At 68.0% G+C, this 20,461-nt stretch carries 16 protein-coding genes; 6 read left to right on the plus strand and 10 right to left on the minus strand.

Going from position 1 to position 20,461, the window contains the following annotated elements:
• Both AB1346_01210 and pgm read right to left on the minus strand, forming a co-directional pair.
• On the minus strand, positions 1–1,397 hold a 1,397-nt coding region (locus AB1346_01210), incomplete at its 3' end, for a deoxyribodipyrimidine photo-lyase (protein ID MEW6719047.1).
• Positions 1,398–1,408: 11 nt separating this feature from the next.
• Entirely contained in the window at positions 1,409–3,022 is a 1,614-nt protein-coding gene (gene pgm / locus AB1346_01215; protein ID MEW6719048.1) for a phosphoglucomutase (alpha-D-glucose-1,6-bisphosphate-dependent), read from the minus strand.
• A gap of 167 nt (positions 3,023–3,189) precedes the next feature.
• Between pgm and gltB the strand changes: the two genes are divergently transcribed.
• The 3 genes from gltB to AB1346_01230 all read left to right on the plus strand — a co-directional run bounded on the left by gltB (position 3,190) and on the right by AB1346_01230 (position 9,879).
• On the plus strand, positions 3,190–7,782 hold the full coding sequence (gltB, locus tag AB1346_01220) for a glutamate synthase large subunit (protein MEW6719049.1): 4,593 nt from the start codon (positions 3,190–3,192) through the stop codon (positions 7,780–7,782).
• The gene (locus tag AB1346_01225) at positions 7,775–9,208 is read left to right on the plus strand and encodes a glutamate synthase subunit beta (GenBank protein MEW6719050.1); all 1,434 of its coding nucleotides are present in this window, start codon (positions 7,775–7,777) and stop codon (positions 9,206–9,208) included. The genes gltB and AB1346_01225 overlap by 8 nt, the downstream gene beginning before the upstream one ends.
• 71 nt (positions 9,209–9,279) lie before the next feature.
• On the plus strand, positions 9,280–9,879 hold the full coding sequence (locus AB1346_01230) for a YceI family protein (protein MEW6719051.1): 600 nt from the start codon (positions 9,280–9,282) through the stop codon (positions 9,877–9,879).
• 58 nt (positions 9,880–9,937) lie between these two features.
• On the opposite strand, the gene AB1346_01235 is transcribed toward AB1346_01230, so the two are convergent.
• Positions 9,938–10,333, minus strand: coding sequence for a transcriptional repressor (locus AB1346_01235; GenBank protein ID MEW6719052.1), 396 nt, complete (start codon positions 10,331–10,333; stop codon positions 9,938–9,940).
• A gap of 90 nt (positions 10,334–10,423) precedes the next feature.
• Here AB1346_01235 and dtd point away from each other — a divergent pair, with 90 nt between their 5' ends.
• Positions 10,424–10,867: a D-aminoacyl-tRNA deacylase gene (dtd, locus tag AB1346_01240; GenBank protein ID MEW6719053.1), complete on the plus strand. Its 444-nt coding sequence runs from the start codon at positions 10,424–10,426 to the stop codon at positions 10,865–10,867.
• A gap of 86 nt (positions 10,868–10,953) precedes the next feature.
• Positions 10,954–11,892 carry a transporter gene (locus AB1346_01245; protein MEW6719054.1) on the plus strand — a complete coding sequence of 313 codons (939 nt, stop codon included), beginning with the start codon at positions 10,954–10,956 and terminating at the stop codon, positions 11,890–11,892.
• A 10-nt stretch (positions 11,893–11,902) separates the two neighbouring features.
• Here AB1346_01245 and AB1346_01250 read toward each other — a convergent pair whose 3' ends face one another.
• Both AB1346_01250 and AB1346_01255 read right to left on the minus strand, forming a co-directional pair.
• Positions 11,903–12,580, minus strand: coding sequence for a TMEM165/GDT1 family protein (locus AB1346_01250; protein ID MEW6719055.1), 678 nt, complete (start codon positions 12,578–12,580; stop codon positions 11,903–11,905).
• Between the two features lie 212 nt (positions 12,581–12,792).
• Positions 12,793–13,170 carry a flavodoxin family protein gene (locus AB1346_01255; protein MEW6719056.1) on the minus strand — a complete coding sequence of 126 codons (378 nt, stop codon included), beginning with the start codon at positions 13,168–13,170 and terminating at the stop codon, positions 12,793–12,795.
• A 105-nt stretch (positions 13,171–13,275) separates the two neighbouring features.
• Between AB1346_01255 and AB1346_01260 the strand changes: the two genes are divergently transcribed.
• Positions 13,276–14,274: a hypothetical protein gene (locus AB1346_01260; protein ID MEW6719057.1), complete on the plus strand. Its 999-nt coding sequence runs from the start codon at positions 13,276–13,278 to the stop codon at positions 14,272–14,274.
• Here the strand turns inward: AB1346_01260 and AB1346_01265 are convergent, their stop codons facing one another.
• The 5 genes from AB1346_01265 to AB1346_01285 form a co-directional block, all read right to left on the minus strand.
• Positions 14,275–16,344, minus strand: coding sequence for an EAL domain-containing protein (locus AB1346_01265; GenBank protein ID MEW6719058.1), 2,070 nt, complete (start codon positions 16,342–16,344; stop codon positions 14,275–14,277).
• Positions 16,341–16,760 (minus strand): Hpt domain-containing protein, encoded by a 420-nt coding sequence (locus AB1346_01270; protein MEW6719059.1) that lies wholly within the window; start codon positions 16,758–16,760, stop codon positions 16,341–16,343. The genes AB1346_01265 and AB1346_01270 overlap by 4 nt, the downstream gene beginning before the upstream one ends.
• Positions 16,761–16,986: 226 nt before the next feature.
• Positions 16,987–18,111 carry a 2-iminoacetate synthase ThiH gene (thiH, locus tag AB1346_01275; protein MEW6719060.1) on the minus strand — a complete coding sequence of 375 codons (1,125 nt, stop codon included), beginning with the start codon at positions 18,109–18,111 and terminating at the stop codon, positions 16,987–16,989.
• Positions 18,108–18,884 carry a thiazole synthase gene (locus AB1346_01280; protein ID MEW6719061.1) on the minus strand — a complete coding sequence of 259 codons (777 nt, stop codon included), beginning with the start codon at positions 18,882–18,884 and terminating at the stop codon, positions 18,108–18,110. The genes thiH and AB1346_01280 overlap by 4 nt, the downstream gene beginning before the upstream one ends.
• Before the next feature lie 158 nt (positions 18,885–19,042).
• Positions 19,043–20,461: an efflux transporter outer membrane subunit gene (locus AB1346_01285; protein MEW6719062.1), complete on the minus strand. Its 1,419-nt coding sequence runs from the start codon at positions 20,459–20,461 to the stop codon at positions 19,043–19,045.

A 20,461-nucleotide genomic window follows, 5' to 3' on the forward strand; every position in this document is an offset into this window, starting at 1 on the left:
GCTGCGTGGTCGACGATGGGAACGGGGTAGCTTTTTCCGGGCGCCACTCCCGCCCGGGACAACACGGAAGGCGGCGCATCCCACGGCCGGTGGATCCACCGGTCCGGAAGGGCGGCGAGCTCGGGGATCCATGCGCGGACGTATGCGCCTTGCGGATCGAACTTCTCTCCCTGGAGGACGGGATTGAAGACGCGGTGATACGGCGCTGCGTCGGCGCCGCACCCGGCGACCCACTGCCATCCGAGCGTGTTGTTCGCCAGGTCTGCGTCCGCCAGCGTGTCCAGGAACCAGGCGGCCCCCTCCCGCCACGGCAGGAGCAGGTCCTTCACGAGGAACGACGCCGCGATCATCCGCGCCCGGTTGTGCATCCACCCCGAGGCCCAAAGCTGCCGCATCCCCGCATCCACCACGGGATAGCCCGTCCGCCCCTCCCGCCACGCGGCGAGGGCGTCCGGATCGTGCCTCCACGGGAAAGAGGCGAATTCCGGGCGAAGCGGCTTTCGCGTCGTCTCCGGGAAGAACGTCAGAAGGTGATGGGCGAATTCCCTCCATCCAAGCTGCCGGAGGAATGCCTCCGCGCCCCTCGCCATGCCGGGGGCGGCGTCCACCGCCGCGCGGGACTGGACGGCGTGCCACACCTGGCGCGGGCCGACGCACCCGAAATGCAGGTACGGGGAAAGCCGGGACGTCCCGTCCTCGCCCGGAATGTCCCGCCCCGCGGGGTAAGCGGCGAGGGCGGTATCGAGAAACCCCGAAAGGCGATCCGCCGCGCCCTCCTCTCCCGAAGGCCACGCGCCGCGGATCCCCGCGTCCCACGGAACGGACGGCAACAGGCGGAGCTCCTCGAGCGGCAGCGAAGCGGGAGGGGGAGAGGAGGACGGAATCGCGCGCGGCGCGGAACGGGGCGGTGAAGGCGGCGGAAGCGACAGGCACTTCCTCCAGAACGGCGTGAAGACGCGGAACGGCCCGCCGGCGGAGGTCCGAACCGGCTCCGGCGGGAAAAGGACGCCGTCCTCGAACAGGCGCGCGTCGATGCCGTTCTCCCGGAGTGCCGCCACCGTCCTGCCGTCCCGGGAGACGAACGCCGGGTCGCGCACCCGGTTGGCGAACAGCGCGTCCGCGCCGGTTTCCTTCGCCAGGCCGATCAGCGCCGCCGCCGAGGGGCCGCGGCGCAGCACGAGGCGGCCGCCCCGGGCGGAAAGCGCCTCCGACAGGGAACGGAGGGCGCCATGGAGGAAGACTCGCGCCGCGCCGCCCGGGGCCGACTCCCCTTCCTCCTCCGGTGCGTGCACCCAGACCGCGACGACGGGCCCTCCCCGCGCAACCGCGGCGGCGAGCGCGGGGTTGTCCGAAAGGCGGAGATCCCGCCGCAGCCAGACGACGGTGGCGGGGGGCAAGGCGCCGGCCCCTACGGGGAGGCGAAGACCCCGGATACGATCTCCCGGGCCTCATCCTGGATCCTGCGGAGGTGTTCCTCCCCGAGGAAGCTTTCCGCGTAGATCTTGTAGACGTCCTCCGTGCCGGAGGGGCGGGCGGCGAACCAGCCGTTGGCGGCCACCACCTTCAGGCCGCCGATGGCCGCGCCGTTGCCGGGAGCGCTCGTGATCATCGCCTCGATCCGCTCCCCGGCGAGCGTCCCCGCCTTCACCCGGTCCGGCGAAAGCCGCGACAGCAGCGCCTTCTGCTCCCGGGTAGCCGGCGCGTCGATCCGCTCGTAGGCCGGGGCGCCGAACGTCTCCGTCAGCTCCCGGTACAGCTCGCCTGGATCGCGCCCGGTCACCGCCGTCATCTCGGCCGCGAGCAGCCCCAGGAGCAGCCCGTCCTTGTCCGTGCTCCAGGCGGTGCCGTCTTTTTTAAGGAACGACGCCCCCGCGCTCTCCTCCCCCCCGAACCCGAGGGAGCCGTCCAGCAGCCCCGGCACGAACCACTTGAAGCCGACGGGGACTTCGACCAGCCTCCGCCCGAGGCGCGCCGCCACGCGGTCGATCATCCCGCTGCTCACCACGGTCTTCCCGACCCCCGCATCCGCGCGCCATCCCGTCCGCCGCCGGAAAAGGTAGTCGATCGCCGCGGACAGGTAATGGTTCGGATTGAGGAGCCCCGCGCTCCGGGTCACGATCCCGTGCCGGTCGGCGTCCGTGTCGTTCCCGAAGGCGATGTCGAACCGCTCCTTCATCCCGATCAGCCCCGCCATCGCGTGGGGCGACGAGCAGTCCATCCGGATCCGGCCGTCCCAGTCGCGCGCCATGAACCGGAACGTGGGGTCCACGCCGCCGTTGACCACCTCGAGATTCAGCCCGTACCGCGCCGCCACCGGCTCCCAGTAGGCTGCCGCGGCCCCTCCCAGCGCGTCGGCGCCGATGCGCAGCCCCGACGCCCGGACGGCATCCATGTCGAGCGCTTCCGCCAGACCTTCCGCATAAGCGCCGGCGAAATCGTAACGCCGCACGGTCGAAGCTTTCCGCGCGCGCTCGTACGGGATCCGCTTCACGTCGCGCAAGCCCTCCGCGAGGATCCGGTTGGCGCGCTCCTCGATCGCCCGCGTGACGTCCGCGTCCGCCGGCCCGCCGTGGGGCGGGTTGTACTTGAACCCTCCGTCCTCGGGAGGGTTGTGCGACGGGGTGATCACGATGCCGTCCGCCGGCCCTTCCCGCCGGCCGCGGTTATGGGACAGGATCGCAAGGGAAATGGCGGGCGTGGGGGTGTACCCTTCGTCCCGGTCGATCATCGCGGCGACGCCGTTACCCGCGAGGACCTCGAGCGCGGAGCGGAACGCCGGCTCCGAGAGGGCGTGGGTGTCCTTCCCGAGGAAGAGCGGCCCGGAGACCCCCGCGGCCGCCCGCCGGTCGCAGATCGCCTGCGTTACGGCAAGGATGTGGTCTTCGTTGAAGGAAAGGGAGAGCGACGTCCCCCGGTGCCCCGAGGTGCCGAAGGCCACGCGCTGCGACGGCTCCGACGGGTCGGGCTTCCCGGTATAGTACGATGCGACGAGTCCCGGAAGATCGGCGATGGCCGCCTTCATGCCCGCTCCCTCCTGCTGCGAAAGATTCCGGATATGCCGATTCCCTTTATGGTATCCTGTTAAGACGTACGTCGCTATCGATATCCGACGCTTCGACGTGTCCCCTGTAGTTCCGTGTCATAATAATCAATTCGACCGGAACCGAACGTTTTTTAAGGAAGGCGCCCATGAGCCGAAATGAGCATCCATTCCGAATGAACGCCGCAGGCGTCCCGAAACCGATCGGCCTGTACGACCCGCGGAACGACCACGACAGTTGCGGCGTCGGGTTCGTCGCGAGGATCGACGGCGTCTCCATGCACTCCGTGGTCCGGCAGGGGATCCAGGTGCTCGTCAACCTGGAGCACCGGGGAGCGTTGGGAGGAGACAAGGCCACCGGCGACGGGTCCGGCATCATGGTCGCCGTCCCCGACACCTTCTTCCGGCAGGTGTGCCCCGGGGACGGTCTCTACCTCCCCCCGGCCGGGGAGTACGCCGCGGGAACGGTCTTCCTTCCGACCGACGATGCGCTTGCGGGCAGATGCGCGAAAGCGTTCGAACGGGTTGCCGAAAGCGAAGGATGCCCGGTCCTCGGCTGGCGCGACGTACCGGTGGACCCGTCCGTTCTCGGCGATCTCTCCCGCTCCACCCGGCCGAAGATCCGCCAGATCTTCCTCGCCCGCGGAAAGCACGAGGAGGACGCCTTCGAGCGGAAGCTGTACGTGATCCGCCGGCTCGTGGAAAAGGAAACGGCCTCCTGGAACGACGCGGATACGAGCCAGTTCTACATTCCCAGCCTGTCCGCCCGGACGATCGTTTACAAGGGGCTGCTCACCGGGACGCAGCTCTCCCAGTTCTACCCCGATCTCGGGAACGAGCATTTCATCAGTCCGTTTGCCGTGGTGCACCAGAGATACAGCACGAACACCCTCCCCACCTGGCATCTGGCCCATCCGTTCCGGATCGCCGCGCACAACGGGGAGATCAACACCCTGCGGGGGAACATCAACCGGATGCGCGCCAGGGAGGCGACCCTTTCCTCCCCGCTGTTCGGCGACGACCTCCGGAAGCTCTTTCCCGTGATCAACGAGTCGGGGAGCGATTCCGCCATCTTCGACAACGTCCTCGAGCTGCTCGTCATGGCGGGGCGCTCGCTGCCCCACGCCATGATGATGATGATCCCGGAGGCATGGGGCCCGAAGTACCGCATGAGCGAAGACAAGCGGGCGTTCTACGAGTACCATTCCACGCTGATGGAGCCGTGGGACGGCCCGGCGGCGATGGTGTTCTGCGACGGGCGCTACCTCGGCGCGACGCTCGACCGCAACGGCCTGCGCCCCGCGCGGTACACGATCAGCCGGGACGGCGTGATCGTCCTGGCCTCCGAGACCGGCGTGATCGACTTCCCGCCCGACCGGATCCTCCGCCGCGGCCGGCTGCAGCCAGGGAAGATGCTCCTGCTCGACATGAAGCAGCGCCGGATCGTCCCCGACCAGGAGATCAAGGCGACGATCTCCCGCCGGAAGCCGTACCGGAACTGGGTCAAGGAGAACAAGATCGAGCTGCGGGGGCTGTTCGTCCCGCCCGAGATCCCGCCCGAGGACCCGGAGGAGCTCCTCCGCAAGCAGCACGCCTTCGGCTATACCGACGAGGAGATCAAGCTCATCGTCTCCGCGATGGCGTCCCAGGGGCAGGAGCCGGTCGGCTCCATGGGGGACGACGCCGCCCTGGCGGTGCTCTCCAACCGCCCCCAGACGCTGTTCAACTATTTCAAGCAGCTCTTCGCCCAGGTGACGAACCCGCCCATCGACCCGCTGCGCGAGGAGCTGGTGATGTCGCTTACGGGCTACCTCGGGCGGGAGCAGAACCTTCTCGACGAGACGCCGAAGCATTGCCGGATGCTGCGGCTCAAGCAGCCGATCCTGACCCCCGAGGACATGCACACGCTGCGCAACTCGACCAACCCGGACCTCCTCGCCTGCGATCTCGACGCGACCTTCCCGGCGGACGGGGACGGGAAATCGCTCGAAACGGCGCTCACGCGGATCTTCGTCCAGGCCGACAAGGCGATCCGCGACGGCGCCACCGCCCTCATCCTCACCGACCGGCTCATGGGCGCGTCGCGCGCGCCGATCCCCTCGCTGCTGGCCGTCGCCGGGCTGCACCACCACCTGATCCGGCGGGGCTTGAGGACGCAGGCGGCGATCCTCGTCGAGAGCGGCGAGCCGCGCGAGGTCATGAACTTCGCGCTGCTCCTCGGGTACGGCGCCAACGCGATCTGCCCGCACACGGTCCTCTCGACGATCCGCGAGCTCGCGGAGTCCGGCATGCTGGAAAATCCCGTGACGCCGGGCGTGGCGGTGGACCGGTACATCACCGCGGTGAAGAAGGGGCTCCTGAAGACCTTCAGCCGCATGGGAATCTCGACGCTGCGCAGCTTCCTGGGCGCGCAGATCTTCGAGGCCGTGGGGCTGGGAAGCGCCCTGGTCGACAGCTACTTCACCCACACCGCGTCGCGCATCGGCGGCATCGGGCTGTCCGAGATCGCGGCGGAGACCGTCGCGCGCCACCGGCGCGGCTACCCGGAGGACGGGCGGTGGACGCAGCGCGAGAAGATGCTCGACGTGGGCGGAGTCTACAAGCTCCGCGTCGACGGCGAGAAGCACCTCTGGACGCCCGAGTCGATCTACCTGCTCCAGGCCGCGACGCGGCTCGACGACTACGGGATGTTCAAGCAGTACGAGGAGAAGATCGACGACCAGGCCAAGGCGCACGCAACCCTGCGCTCCCTGTTCCGCTTCCGGAAGGGGACCCCTGTCCCCATCGACGAGGTGGAGCCGGTCGAGAAGATCATGTCCCGCTTCCTGACCGCAGCGATGTCCTTCGGGTCGATCGGCAAGGAGACCCACGAGACGATCGCGATCGCGATGAACCGGATCGGCGGCCGGAGCAACTCGGGCGAGGGCGGCGAGGACCCGGCGCGGTACGCGCCGCTGCCCAACGGGGACAGCCTCCGCTCGAAGATCAAGCAGGTGGCCTCCGGCCGGTTCGGCGTGACCACCGAGTACCTGGTGAACGCGGACGAGCTGCAGATCAAGATGGCGCAGGGCGCCAAGCCGGGCGAGGGAGGGCAGCTCCCCGGCCACAAGGTCAGCCCTGACATCGCGCGGATCCGGCACACGACGCCGTACGTGACGCTGATCTCGCCGCCGCCGCACCACGACATCTACTCGATCGAGGACCTGGCGCAGCTCATCCACGACCTGAAGACGGTCAACCCGCGGGCCGACGTCTCGGTCAAGCTCGTCTCCGAGGTCGGCGTGGGCACGATCGCCGCGGGCGTCGCCAAGGCGAAGGCCGACCTTGTGCTGATCTCGGGTCACGACGGCGGGACCGGCGCTTCGCCGCTCACCTCGATCAAGCACACGGGGCTGCCGTGGGAACTCGGGCTGGCGGAGACGCAGCACGCGCTCATCTTCAACCGCCTGCGGGACCGGATCCGGGTACAGGTCGACGGACAGCTCAAGACCGGCCGGGACCTGGCCATCGCCGCCCAGATGGGCGCCGAGGAATTCGGGTTCGGGACCACGGTCCTCGTGACGCTCGGGTGCGTCATGATGCGGAAATGCCACCTCAACACCTGCCCCGTGGGCGTGGCCACCCAGGACCCCGTGCTGCGGGCGCGCTTCCGGGGATCGGCCGACTACGTCGTCCGGTTCTTCCGGTTCATCGCGCAGGACCTGCGCGAGCACATGGCCGGGCTGGGGTTCCGGACGCTGGACGAGATGGTGGGGCGCGTCGACATGCTCGAGGTCGAGACGGCGGTCGACCACTGGAAGGCGAAGGGGCTCGACTTCTCGGCCGTCCTTCTCCCGGCAGACGACGGGCGGAACAGCCCGCGCCACCGGGTGCGCCGGCAGGAGCGCGAGGCCGGGCAGGGTCTCGAAGAGGAGATCCGGGAGGCGGCGAAGCCCGCCCTCGAGCGGAAGGAACGGGTGGTGGTCCAGCTTCCCGTGCGCAACGTCAACCGCACCGTGGGCGCGTCGCTCTCGGGGGAGATCGTCCGCAGGCACGGCGCGAAGGGGCTTCCCGACGACACGATCCACCTGGACTTCCACGGCTCCGCGGGGCAGAGCTTCGGGGCGTTCCTGGCGCCGGGCGTCACGCTGCACGTGCGGGGCGACGCCAACGACTACCTCGGCAAGGGGATGTCGGGCGGCCGGATCATCGTCTCCCCGCCCGACGGGGCGCTCTTCCCGCCGCAGGAGAACGTGATCGCCGGGAACGTGGCGCTGTACGGCGCCACGGGCGGCGAGCTGTACCTTCACGGCGTGGCCGGCGAGCGGTTCGCGGTCCGCAACAGCGGCGCGAAGGCGGTCGTCGAGGGCGTGGGGGACCACGGCTGCGAGTACATGACCGGCGGGGTGGTCGTCGTCCTGGGCGCCACCGGCGTCAACTTCGCCGCGGGGATGAGCGGCGGGCTCGCCTACGTATACGACGAGTCGGAGCTGTTCGACACGCGCTGCAACCTCGACATGGTGGACGTGGAGACCGTCTGGCGGGAGGAGGACGTCCGCCAGCTCCGCGCCATGATCGAGAGCCACCACAGGTACACGGGAAGCCGGCACGCTGCGGAGATCCTCGAGAACTGGGATTCCCGCCTGCCGCTGTTCGTGAAGATCATGCCCATCGAATATCGGAAGTCGCTGGAGCGGATGCGCCTCGAAGAGGACCTCGACACCGAAAGCGTCTCCGCCACCGAGGAGGTCTACAATGGGTAAGCCCACCGGGTTCATGGAGTTCGACAGGGAGGAGCCGCCGCACCGCCCGGTGGAAGAGCGCGTAAAGGACTACCGCGAAGTCGACGTGCCGCTCCCCGGGGACCGGATCGCGACCCAGGCGGCGCGCTGCATGGACTGCGGCATCCCCTTCTGCCATTCCTTCGGCTGCCCGGTGAAGAACCGGATCCCCGACTGGAACGAGATGGTCTACCGGGACCGGTGGCGGAACGCCCTCGAGCTGCTCCATCAGACCTGCAACCTGCCGGAGGTCACGGGCCGGGTATGCCCCGCGCCGTGCGAGGCCGCCTGCACCCTGGCGATCAACCTGCCGGCGGTCACCATCCGCCACCTCGAGCTCCAGATCGTCGAGCGGGGGTGGGAGGAGGGCTGGATCCGCCCGGAGATCGCCGAACGGAAGAGCGGCAAGCGGGTCGCCGTCGTGGGATCCGGCCCTGCCGGACTGCCGGCGGCCCAGGAGCTCGCCCGCCGCGGACACGAAGTCGTCGTCTTCGAGAAATCGGACCGCGTGGGAGGGATGCTGCGCTACGGCATCCCGGACTTCAAGCTCGAGAAGCGGATCATCGACCGGCGGCTGGAGCAGATGCGCGCGGAGGGCGTCGTGTTCGAGACCGGCGTCAACGCCGGCGTGGACGTCTCGGCGGCGTACCTGCGGCGCAGCTTCGACGCCATCGTCCTCGCGGCGGGCGCCACGGTCCCCCGCGACCTTCCCGCGCCGGGTCGCGACCTCGCGGGGATCCATTTCGCCATGGAATTCCTGCGGCAGCAGAACCGGCTGAACGCGGGCGACGGGATCCCCCCCTCCGAGCGGATCTCGGCCGAAGGGAAGCACGTCGTGGTCATCGGCGGGGGCGACACCGGCTCGGACTGCATCGGCACGAGCCGCCGCCAGGGAGCCGCATCGATCACCCAGATCGAGCTCCTCCCGAAGCCGCCGGAGGAACGTCTTCCGGCGAATCCCTGGCCCACCTGGCCGGTCGTCCTGCGGACCTCCTCCTCGCAGGAGGAGGGGTGCGAGCGGATGTGGAGCATCCAGACGAAGGAATTCGAAGGCGCGGACGGGCGGGTGCGGAACCTGAAGTGCGTCCGGCTCGACTGGTCGGAGCCCGACGCGGGCGGGCGCCGGTCGTTCCGGGAGATCCCGGGAACGGAATTCGACCTCCGCGCGGACCTGGTGCTGCTGGCGATGGGTTTCGTCCATGTGGAGCACGGCCCCCTGGTCCGCGACCTGGGCGTCGCCACGGACCCCCGCGGGAACATCGTCGTGGACGGGAACTTCATGACCAACGTCCCCGGCGTGTTCGGGGCCGGCGACGCGGTCCTCGGTGCGTCGCTGGTGGTCCGGGCGATCGACACGGGGCGGCGGGCGGCGTGGGGGGCGGACGCCTGGCTCATGCGGTGCGGGTGAAACGAGTTGCGGGGGTTTCGAATCTTCCTTATGGCATCTCCGGCAGAAACCCGCACAAGGAGGGGGACATCATGAGGAAGCTCGCGATCCTTGCAGCCGTTCTTTGCCTTTCTGCGCCCGCGGTCGCGGCCGCGGCATCGGCGACCTGGGAACTCGACACGGCCCACACCGGAGTCCACTTCCAGGTAAGGCACTTGATGGTCTCCACGGTCCGGGGCGATTTCGAAAAGGTGTCCGGGGTGATCGTCTACGACGATGCGGACATCACGAAATCGCGCGCGGACATCGTCATCGACGCCGCGTCGATCAACACGCGCGTCGCCAAACGCGACGAACACCTCCGCAGCGCCGACTTCCTCGACGCCGCGAAGCACCCCGCGATCACCTTCAAGTCGAAGCGGGTGGAAAAAGCCATTAACGGCATCCTGATAATGACCGGCGACCTCACGATCCGCGGCGTGACGAAAGAGGTGGCGCTGATCGTGGAAGGTCCCTCGCCAGCGATCAAGGACCCGCAGGGAGCCAGCCGCGTCGGGGGCCAGGCGACCGCGAGGATCGACAGGAAGGATTTCGGTTTGGTCTGGAACAAGGTGCTTGAGGCCGGCGGCGTGGCGGTTGGCGACGAGGTGAGCATCACGATCGACGTGGAGCTTGTCCGGAAAGCGATCTGACCTGGAAGGCTGCCGGAGACGGCCCGTGGGGCTTCCCCCACGGGCTTTTTTTATGATCCTACCCGGCGGCGGGACCGCAGTCGGAACAGTCCCCGATCACGTGGAGGTCGAGGCAGGCGACCGAGGCGATCGGGCCCGCGTCGCTCCATCGTGTCCCGGAAAGCTCCTCGGGCAGCCGGATGTTCCGGACCTTGCCGCAGTTCCTGCAATGGAAATGGGCGTGGAGATCCCCGGCCGCCTCGAAGCGGGTGACCCCGTTGTCCCCGTTGCGGACTTCCCGCGCCAACCCCATCTGCCGCAGATAATTCAGGTTCCGGTAGACGGTGCCGAGGCTCACGCTCGGGACCTGCCTGCGGGCCCGCACGAACACTTCCTCCGCGGTGAGATGAACGTTCCCTGTCCTCAGAATCGCAAGGATTACGGTCCGTTGGCGGGTGTTCCGGGTCTTTTTCACGAAACCTCTCCTTTCGGGGACGCTCTCCCCCGATACCGTTCATCGGCAGATCCCGGAAAAATCTTTAGCCGTTCCGGGTAAAATACGCCCATGAGGGCCGTCATCCAGAGGGTGTCGCGCGCATCGGTCTCCGTGGGCGGGGAGATCGTCGGCGGCATCGGCCCGGGAATCCTCGTACTGCTGGGGATCGGGCGGGGAGACCGCGAGGAAGCCGGGCGGTGGATATGTGACAAACTGCTGAAAATACGCATCTTCGAGGACTCGGAAGGCCGGATGAACCGCAATGTCGTCGAGGCGGAGGGCGGAATCCTCATGGTATCCCAGTTCACCCTGTACGGGGACGTGGGGAAAGGGAACCGGCCGGGATTCGACGCCGCCGCGCCTCCCGGGGAGGCCGAAGCGCTCTACGACAAGACGGTGGGTTATCTGAAGAGCGTCTCCCCCGTTTTGGTGGCGACGGGGCGCTTCCGCGCCATGATGGAAGTATCGCTGGTGAACGACGGCCCCGTCACCTTCCTGCTCGAAAAACAATAAGAATGAGATTGACGCCCCGTTCCGGGGCAGGTATGTATTATGAGCCGGGCTCACGACGGCCCGGACCCCAATCCCGGAGGACGAAGATGCGCAAGGCGATCGCGATCGTTGCCCTTGCCCTGCTGTGGGCGGGCATTCCATGCACACCGGCATCCGCGTTCAACCAGCCCCCCCTGAACCTCGGGCTGACGGACATTCTCGACGGGGCGCTGCCGGGCCCCGGCACCTATTTCACCGAATACATCCAGGCGTACCGGGGGAGGACCTTCCGGGGCACGAACGGCGGCGAGATCGCAGGAGGCCCCCGGATGGCCAACGTCCTGGCGATGAACCAGTTCGTCCATGTCTACAACCACAAGGTCCTGGGCGCCCACGTCGGAGTCGACGTCCTGTTGCCCGTCGTGGGGATCGGCGCCTCGGGGACGCTCGGCGCTGCCGGCCCCGACGTGACCGCCAATCCCGCGCCGATCGGCGACCTGGTCGCCGGGCCGTTCCTCCAGTGGTTCGACACGAAGCTCCTCGGCCGCCCGTTCCTGCAGCGGGTCGAGCTCGATATCACCTTCCCCACGGGGCAGTACGACAGCCGGTACCTGATCAACCCGGGCTCCAACATCTGGACGATCGAGCCGTACTACGCCTTCACCTGGTTCATCACCCCGACGTTCTCCACGTCGTGGCGGATCCACTACACCTGGAACTCCGAAAACGAAAACCCCTTCGCCGCCCTCGGCGCGGACGACGTCCAGGCCGGCAGGGCGTTCCACTTCAATTACTCCTTCGAGTGCGAGGTCAGGAAGAACTTCCGCGCGGCGCTTGCGGGCTATTACCTGAAACAGCTCAACGAGGACAAGGTGAACGGGATCTCGGCCGGCGGCTCAAAGGAAGAGGTCTTCGCCTTCGGCCCCGCCGCGCACTGGATCGTTTCGCCGAATTTCTCGATGGGGCTCAAGACCGCCATCGAGACCGGGGTGGAGAACCGCCCGAAGGGGAACCGCACGACGCTGCGGATGACCTACAAGTTCTGAAGCGGGCCCGTCAGTCCCGGGCGTCCGCAACGACCGCGGCTCCCCGGGAAGCCGGGGAGCGCGCGACCAGGTACGCGGCCGCCGCCAGTGCGATCAGCCCCGCGACCTCCGCGGCGGGAGTCAGGACCTCCGCCGACACGTTTTCGTGGATGCCGTAGACGCCGAACGCAACGAAGACGCAGGCGGAGCCCCACTTCACCAACCGTGCAGGGATCCTCTTTCCGAGGAGGATCCCCACCACGATCCCGAAGGCGTCCGCGACGAGCATTGCGCAGGTGGTGCCGAGCCACACCGGCAGCACTGCCTGGTATTTCACCGCCAGCGCCACGGTGGCAAGCTGGGTCTTGTCGCCCATTTCCGCGATGAAGAAGGCGATCGCCACGGTCCAGAATGGGTAGAAGTCGAACTTCCTGTCCTCCCCGTTCAGCTCGTCCCCGCGGATCGTCCAGAGGCCGAACAGGATGAAGGACGCCGCGGCGGCCAGTTGGATGACGTGCAACGGCACGAACCGCGTGAGGTAGTTCCCCACGATCACGGCGAACAGGTGGTTCAGCGCCGTCGCCGCGAACACCCCCCACAGGACGACGGACGCCCGGAACCTCGTGGCGAACGCCATGGCCAGCAGCTGCGTCTTGTCTCCCATTTCGGCCAGCACCACGAATACGAACGACGCTGCGAACGCGGTCATGCCCCCCCCCGTGTCCACGAGACATAAAAAAAGACTTTCGGATCACGGGAACGTGATGCCGAAAGTCTCGCTGGTTGGCGCAGGGCCAACGGCAAGGCCAGGCGCGGTCCGCGCCAGCGTGTTGACCTTGCCAAGTCAGCTACTCCCCTTCAGTCGCCCCATTATACAACGCAAGAGGCCGGAAACGACAGGGAAAAACGGGAGGCGCGCGCTTACCCCGCCACCACCGCCGCCCCGACCTTCCGGCGGTACATGTCGCCGTTGGCCCGGCCGACCATGCCCGCCCGTTCGATCAGCGCCTTCATCTCCGCAGTGACGTCGGTGAAGTAGGTGGGGGAGCCGAGCAGGATCCCGTCGGCGGCGTCCATCTTCTCGATGCATTCGTTGGCCGCGTCCCCCGCGATCGCGCAGCGCCGGTCCCGGCGCTCGAAACACTTCATGCAGGCGGCGCACCCGCGGATTTGCTTCCCGGAAAGCTGGAGCATTCCGGTCCGGATCCCCTCCTTCGAGAGTTCCGCCAGCACGTGCCCGAGGAGGAGCGCCGTGTTCCCGTTTTCCCGCGCGCTTCCGTTGATCGCCACCACGTACATGCCCCGCCCTCCTTTTCTGAATCCTCCCGTCCGCCGGATCGTCATACAGGTGTATCGAGTTGCGGTCCGAGTGGTAATATTACATCCGGTGTCCAGGAGTCGGCCATGTCAACCATGAACCGCCGGGTCGCAACGCTGTTTGCGGCCTGGATGGCTGCGCTCGTCTTCGCCGCCCCGGCCGTTGCGGACCACGCCGCCGACAGCCCCGACAACACCTGGATCGACCGGTACCACGCCTCCATCGAGCACAGGCTTTTCGGCACGTCGCTCTGGTTCGACCGGTTCTTCGTGGACGACGCCATCCAGGAAGAGCTGGATCCCGACTCCTCCCTGCGATGGACGAACGAGTTCCGCTGGGACCAGAAGGACAGCTTCGAATACCGGTTCCGCGTCCGCGCCCGGCTCCGCCTGCCGCGACTGCAGGGAAGGCTGCGGCTGATCATCTCCGGCGAGAACCAGGGAGACCCCACCGGCATCCGGCCGGAGGACCCCGGAAACCCGGGGCTGGACGTGGGCAGCGTGAACCGGAAGGCTTCGACGGAGCTGGCATACGACCTGTACAGATCGGGCAACACGCTCGTCTCCCCCGGCGTCGGCGTGCTGGTCCGGACCCGCCCGAGAGCGTTCGTGCGGACCCGCTTCCTGCACATCCGGGAGCTCGCATATTCCGTCATCGGCCGGCTGGCGGTCATTCCGTTCTGGCAGACCCGGGACGGCTTCGGCGTGTCGAACCTGCTCGAATTCGACCGGCAGCTCGATCTGCTGACGCTGTTGCGCTGGTCCAACTCCGCCACCATCTCGGAGGACACCGTCGGCTGGGAGTGGGGGAGCGAGATCGCCGTCCTGCGCAAGCTCTCCCCCGTCAGCGCGATCACCTTCGCCGCCAACGCTTCCGGGACGACCCGTCCGGTCGCCACGGTGCAGAACTACCGCGTCTACGTCACGTATCGCCGGAACTTCCTCCGGCCCTGGCTGTATTACGAGCTCGAGCCCGACGTGAACTGGCCGAGGGAGGTCGGGGGCGGAAGGGATACCGTCCTGGGAGGAACGGTGCGGCTGGAGGTGAACTTCACCGGGATCGAGAGGCACCGGACGTCGCGCTGATCAGAAGATGCACGCCCCCCGCGACGCCAGCAGGGCGGAGAACTCCTTCGCCGGCACCGGCCTGCTGAAATAGTACCCCTGGGCCAGGCGGCATCCGAAGGACCTCAGGAGATCCCTCTGCACCGCCCGCTCCACTCCCTCGGCGACGACGTCGATGCCCAGGGCTTCGGCCATCGCCAGGATGGCCTTGACGATCGTCTGGTCGCCGGGGTTCCGGTCGAGCTCCCGGATGAACGCCTGGTCGACCTTCAGGAGGCGGATGGGAAGCTTCCGGAGGCAGGCCAGCGACGAGTATCCGGTCCCGAAATCGTCCATCGCCACGCGGATGGAGAAACCGTGGAGCTTCCAGAGCGTCTTCAGCGCGCTCTCCAGGTCCTGGATCGCCGTGCTCTCCGTGATCTCCAGCGCAAGCGTCTCCGGCGCGACCGCCGTCTCCTCCAGGATCCCCCGGATCGCCCCGGCCAGGTCGTACTTCCGGAAGAGGCGGGCCGAGACGTTCACCGATATCTTGAAGGAAGCATGCCCGTTCGTCCTCCATTCCTTCGCCTGGAGGCACGCCGTCCGGATGATCCACTCGCTCAGGGGGACGATGTCTCCCGTCTCCTCCGCGATGGGAAGGAACTGGAGCGGCGTGAGCAGCCCCCGGTCCGGCGACTGCCACCTCACGAGCGCCTCCGCCCCCACGATCCTGCCGGTCGTCAGCTCGACCTCGGGCTGGTAGTGGAGGACGAACTCGTTCCGCTCGCCCGCCGCCCGCAGTCCCTTTTCCATGTTGACCCGCTTCTTCACCGCGGCGCGGATCTCCTCGGAGTAGACCTGGAACGTGTCTCTCCCCTCCGCCTTGGCGCGGAACATGGCGATGTCCGCGTTCCGGACGAGATCATCGGGGGTTTCCCCGTCCTCGGGGAACATGGCGATCCCGAGGCTGGCGGTCACGTTCGTGACCTGCCCGTCGAGGACGAACGGAGCCGCGAAGGCGGCCTTGAGCCGGCGGCACACCTCGACGGCGCCCCGCGGCTCGTTGATGCCCGGGAGGATGACGCAGAACTCGTCTCCCGAGATCCGCGCGACGGTGTCCGTCTCCCGCACTCCCCCGCGGAGCCGGTCCGCGACCGAGACGAGCAGCCGGTCCCCCGCGGCGTGCCCGAGCGTGTCGTTCACTTCCTTGAAGTGATCCAGGTCCAGGAGGATGACCCCCACGATCTCCTTCCGCCGTTTCGCGCCCGCGATCTCGCGCTCCAGTTGTTCCCGGAAGGTGACCCGGTTGGGAAGGCCGGTCAGGGCATCGTGGTACGCCAGCCGGGTCAGCCGCTCCTCCGCCCGCTTGCTGTCGGTGTTGTCCCGGGCGATGAACAGCGCCTCCCCGTCCGGAAGCGCGACGACCCGCGCCTCGAAGTTGCGCGTTTCCGTTCCATCGTCCAGAGCGTATTCGAACCGCTGCACCCTGCCGGTCTCCCGCGCCGCGCCGGCGGTTTCGAGCGTCTTCGCCGCCGCCTCTGCGGGCAGCACATCTTCCAGCCGCCGCCCTGCGAGGTCGTCGTCGGAAGGGGAGCGGTCTTCCCCTTCGCACTCCACCAGGTCCAGGACGCCGCCGTCGGCGTCGATCCGGAAGATCCGGTCGGGGATCGCGCGCAGGAGCGCCCGCGTCTTCTCCTCGCTGCGGGCCAGGTCGAGGAACGCGCGGCTTGCGCGCAGGATGTAGCCGACCCGGTAGCCGAGGATCGTCCAGTTGATCGGCTTCGTGACGAAATCCGTCACGCCGGCTTCGTATGCCTTGTGGATGGAGTCGAAGTCGTGCAGCCCCGTCATCATCACGACCGGGACGCGATCGCCCCCGGGAAGCTTTCGGATCTCCCGGACCGCGGAGAAGCCGTCGGTTCCGGGCATCACGGCGTCCATCAGGACGAGGTCCGGCCGGACCCGGGTGCATGCGGCGACGCCGGCATCCCCGTCTTCCGCCTCGGCGACCCGATACCCCGCCTTTGCCAGGGCGGCCGCCGCCAGCAGGCGGGTTCCCCCGTCGTCGTCCACCACCAGCACCAGCGGCTCTTTCTCTCCCGGGGTCCTCATTCGCCGCCTCTCGACTCACCGCGCTCGGCGGCAAGCAACTCCTCCAGCTCCCGCCGGACCGCCAGGTACTCCCGCTCCAGCCTTGCGGGCAGGGGATCGTCCGGTGGCGGCGTCTCGCCGGTGTTCGCGACCTCTTCGACCATCCGGCAGACCTCCGCAAGGCCTGACGCGCCCACGTTCGCGCTGCCGGACTTCAGGCTGTGGGCCGCGCTTCGCAGAGAGCCCGGATCCCCCGATTTCACGGCGGAGCGGATCCGCTCCACGTGCTTCAGCGAATCGGACAGGTAGAGGTTCAGCACCTTCACAAGGAGCCCCCTGCTTTCGGGACCTTCCAGCATCCGGATCCCGTCCAGCACCGCCCGGTCGACCGCGCCGGTTCCCGCCTTGTCCATCTTCCCCGTCTCCTTCGATGTCAAGATCCGGACCGCTCCCCTCCCCCGCCGGGGCGCGCGGACAAGCTCCCGCATGGAGGTTCTTATCGGATGGATTCCCGGAAGATTAAGGAAAAAAACCGCGTTCTGAGATAGAGGAAGGAGATCCGCGGCGCCTCGCCTTACCGGCCGAGGCGCCGATATCGTTTATCGATTGAGTATTTTCTCAATTATGTCCGTGCCCCGGCGGACCTCCCTCGCGGAGGCGCCCTCAGGACGCGGTGTCTTCGAGGAACGCGGCGTCCCAGTCCTTCCACACGGCCTCGTATCCCTTGGAGCGGATGACGCGGCTGATCTCTTCCGGAGAGCGGTCGTCGTCGATGTTGAACTGGCCCGTCCCCTCGTCCTTGTGGGAATAGCCGCCGGGGGCGGTAGAGGATCCCGCGCTCATCTGGGTGACGCCCAGAGGGATGAGGTTGTCGCGGAACCGGGCGCTTTCCCGGGTGGAGAGGGTGAGGCCGCAGTCGGGCAGCAGCAGCCGCATGGCGCAGATCCCCTGGACCATCTGCTTGTCGGTGACCTGGTAGAGCGGGGCGAAGCCGCCCTCCGCCGGCCGGATGCGCGGGAAGGAGACCGAGACCAGGGAACGCCAGTGGCGGTGCGCCAGGTAGAGGGCGTGCAGCCCGGTGAAGAAGGTCTCGACGTAGAAGTTCCCAAGCCCCAGCAGGGCGCCGATCCCGATCCGGCGGATGCCCGCCTCGCCGCCGCGCTCCGGGGTTCCCAGCCGCCACAGGAAATCGCGCTTCTTCCCGAAGAGATGCAACTCCTTGTAGAGATCCGGGTCGTAGGTCTCCTGGTAGATCGTGAGGCCGTCCACGCCGGCCGCGACCATTTCCCGGTAGCCGGCGACGTCCATGGGATAGACCTCGATGCTGATCGAGCTGAACAGCGGGCGGATCTTCCGGATGGCGGCCGCCAGCTCCTCGTTCCGCACGGCGTTCGGCGCCTCCCCGGTCAGCACCAGGACGTGCCGGAACTCCTGCCGGTGAAGGGCGAGCGCATCCTGCTCGATCTCCTCCATGGTGAGCGTCTTCCGATGGACGGGATTGTTCGCGTTGAACCCGCAGTAGACGCAACCGTTGGTGCACTCGTTCGAGATGTAAAGGGGGACGTACATCTGGATGTTGTTGCCGAAGCGCTGCCGCGTGATCCGGTGGGAGCGCGCGGCCATCGGCTCCAGGTAGTCCTCCGCCGCCGGGGAGATCAGCGCCTGGAAATCCTCGATGCCCGGCCGCTCGGCCTGGAGCGCCCGTTCGACGTCCTGGGCCTTCATGCCCATGATCCGGTCGAGCACCCGCCGGTGGTCGTGCTTTTGGAACTCGTCGAAGAAGGTCATTTCACTTCCCTCAGGAAGCCGGTCAGCGGGCTGGACGCCTCAGCGAACTTCCGCGGCTTGCCCAGGCCGGCGAGAAACGCCTCGCGTCCCGCCTCGACGCCCTTTTTGAACGCCGCGGCCATCATCCCCGGATTGGGGGATACGGCCAGGGCAGTGTTGACCAGCACCGCGTCCGCGCCCATTTCCATGGCCTCGGCCGCATGGGAGGGAGCCCCCAGGCCGGCGTCGACGACCACGGGAACGTGCGCCTGCTCGATGATGATGGCGATGTTGTCGCGGGTGCGGACCCCCTTGTTCGTGCCGATGGGCGCCCCGAGCGGCATGACGGTGGCGCAGCCGACTTCCTGGAGATGCTTGGCCAGGATCGGGTCCGCATTGATATAGGGGAGCACCGTGAAGCCGTCCTTGACCAGGATCTGGGCCGCCTTGTACGTCTCTATGGGATCGGGCAGCAGGTAGTAGGGATCCGGGGTGACCTCCAGCTTGATCCACGGCTCGCAGCCGGCGGCGCGGGCCAGCCGGGCCAGCCGCACCGCTTCCTCGCAGTCGCGGGCGCCGCTGGTGTTGGGGAGGAGCAGGTACTTTTCCCGGTCGATATGCTTGAGCATGTAGTCGTCGCGGTTGTCGATGTCGACGCGGCGCAGCGCGACCGTGACGATGTCGCTGCCCGAGGCCTCCATCGCCTCGAGCATGGCCTGGTTCGAGGAGAATTTCCCCGTCCCGACCAGCAGCCTCGATCTGAACTTTCGACCCGCGATGATGAGTTCGTCCATAATGAGATCCCCCGGAGGCTCCAGGATTGCACGTTGTCGGATGGCGGCGTGCCGGAAGGACGCTTCCTTCACCTGCCCCACGCAGGGCATTTTACCACGAACCGGCGTATTTGGAAACGGCCCCGTGGCGACGGCAACTTCCGGGAATCGCGCGGTTTTTACCTGTCCGAGCCTCCCCCCAGCACGGAGTAGAGGTTCACCTGGTTGGCGTAGCGCGCCAGGCGGACGGCGATCAGCCCCTGCTGCGCCGCGTACAGGGATCGCTGAGCGTCGAGGACGCCCAGGAAGCTGTCGATCCCCTTTTCGTAACGCAGATTGGAGAGGCGGTAGGTATCCGCCACGGCGTCGGTCAGCGACCGCTGCGCGGCAAGCTGCTCCTCGATCGTCCCCTTCGCCGCGAGGGCGTCCGCCACTTCCCGGAAGGCGGACTGGATCGCCTTTTCGTACTGGGCCACTGCGATCTCCCGCTCCACCTTGACCGCCCGCAGGGCGTACCAGGAACGGGCATCGAAGATCGGCGTGACGATCCGCGGCGCGAAGCTCCAGGTCGACTGGCCGGAATCGAAGAGCCGCGACAGCTCCGCGCTCGAGGTCCCGAACGAGGTGGTGAGGGAGATCCGGGGGAAGAGGGCCGCGCGGGCGGCGCCGATGTTCGCGTCGGCGCCCTTCAGCCGGCTCTCGGCCGCCAGGATGTCCGGGCGGCGCAGCAGCACGTCGGACGGCAGCCCGGCGAATATCTCTTTCGGTGGGGACACGGCCTCCAGGTCGGCCGGCAGCAGCTCCGCCGGCACCGGCGATCCGACCAGCAGGTTCAGGGCATTCTCGTCCTGGGCCGCCCGCTGGACGAAAAAGGCGGCGTCCGCACGTGCGGCGTCCACCCGGCTCTGCGCCTGGCGCAGGTCCAGCTCGGGCGAAAGCCCGACCTCGTACCGCTTCCGGATCAGGTCGAAGGAAGCCTGCTGCGTCTCCATGGTGGACCGGGCGAGCCGGAGCGTCTCCCGGTCCGCCGCCAGCGCCAGGTACGCGTTGGCGACGCCCGACACCAGCAGGAGCTGCGCTCCGCGCCGCGCCTGCTCCGTGGCGAGGTACTCCTCGAGCGCCGCGTCCTTCAGGCTGCGGATGCGGCCGAAGAAATCGAGCTCCCAGGAGCCGATCCCCACGCCGACGCTGTACTCTTCGGGCCGCGACACCTCCCCCCCGCTCGACAGGTCGGCGGGCACGCGCCGTTTCGATCCGGCGGCAGACGCATCCACCGTCGGGTACAGCTCGGACCGCTGGATCCCGTACAGGGCGCGCGCCCGCTCCACGTTCAGCGCCGCGGTCCGCAGGTCTCGGTTGTTTTCCAGCGCCATCCCGATGACTTTCCGGAGCCGCTCGTCGGTGAAGAACTCCCGCCACGGCAATTCCTCCGCGGCCGGCGCGGCGGCGGAGACCGGCGCGTTGTCGTACGCGGGGCCGGCCGGCCAGGAGGCGGGAACCGGCGCGTCCGGACGCGCGTATTCCGGGGCCAGGGAGCAGCCGCCGAGGAGAAGGAGCCCTCCCAGAGAGAAGCTGAGGACGGTCTTCATCCCCTTCAT

This window comes from Thermodesulfobacteriota bacterium (genome assembly GCA_040758155.1).
Lineage (GTDB): Bacteria > Desulfobacterota > Deferrimicrobia > Deferrimicrobiales > Deferrimicrobiaceae > UBA2219.

Bases quoted from the DNA above. Each gene is read 5' to 3' on its own strand.
- AB1346_01255 (MEW6719056.1), bottom strand. From the start codon at position 13,170: ATGTACGTGGTGGCGATCAACGGAAGCGCGCGGGAAAACGGGAACACG.
- AB1346_01245 (MEW6719054.1), top strand. From the start codon at position 10,954: ATGCGCAAGGCGATCGCGATCGTTGCCCTTGCCCTGCTGTGGGCGGGC.
- AB1346_01285 (MEW6719062.1), bottom strand. From the start codon at position 20,461: ATGAAGGGGATGAAGACCGTCCTCAGCTTCTCTCTGGGAGGGCTCCTT.
- AB1346_01230 (MEW6719051.1), top strand. From the start codon at position 9,280: ATGAGGAAGCTCGCGATCCTTGCAGCCGTTCTTTGCCTTTCTGCGCCC.
- AB1346_01265 (MEW6719058.1), bottom strand. From the start codon at position 16,344: ATGAGGACCCCGGGAGAGAAAGAGCCGCTGGTGCTGGTGGTGGACGAC.
- thiH (MEW6719060.1), bottom strand. From the start codon at position 18,111: ATGACCTTCTTCGACGAGTTCCAAAAGCACGACCACCGGCGGGTGCTC.
- pgm (MEW6719048.1), bottom strand. From the start codon at position 3,022: ATGAAGGCGGCCATCGCCGATCTTCCGGGACTCGTCGCATCGTACTAT.
- AB1346_01250 (MEW6719055.1), bottom strand. From the start codon at position 12,580: ATGACCGCGTTCGCAGCGTCGTTCGTATTCGTGGTGCTGGCCGAAATG.
- AB1346_01225 (MEW6719050.1), top strand. From the start codon at position 7,775: ATGGGTAAGCCCACCGGGTTCATGGAGTTCGACAGGGAGGAGCCGCCG.
- AB1346_01280 (MEW6719061.1), bottom strand. From the start codon at position 18,884: ATGGACGAACTCATCATCGCGGGTCGAAAGTTCAGATCGAGGCTGCTG.
- dtd (MEW6719053.1), top strand. From the start codon at position 10,424: ATGAGGGCCGTCATCCAGAGGGTGTCGCGCGCATCGGTCTCCGTGGGC.
- AB1346_01260 (MEW6719057.1), top strand. From the start codon at position 13,276: ATGTCAACCATGAACCGCCGGGTCGCAACGCTGTTTGCGGCCTGGATG.
- gltB (MEW6719049.1), top strand. From the start codon at position 3,190: ATGAGCCGAAATGAGCATCCATTCCGAATGAACGCCGCAGGCGTCCCG.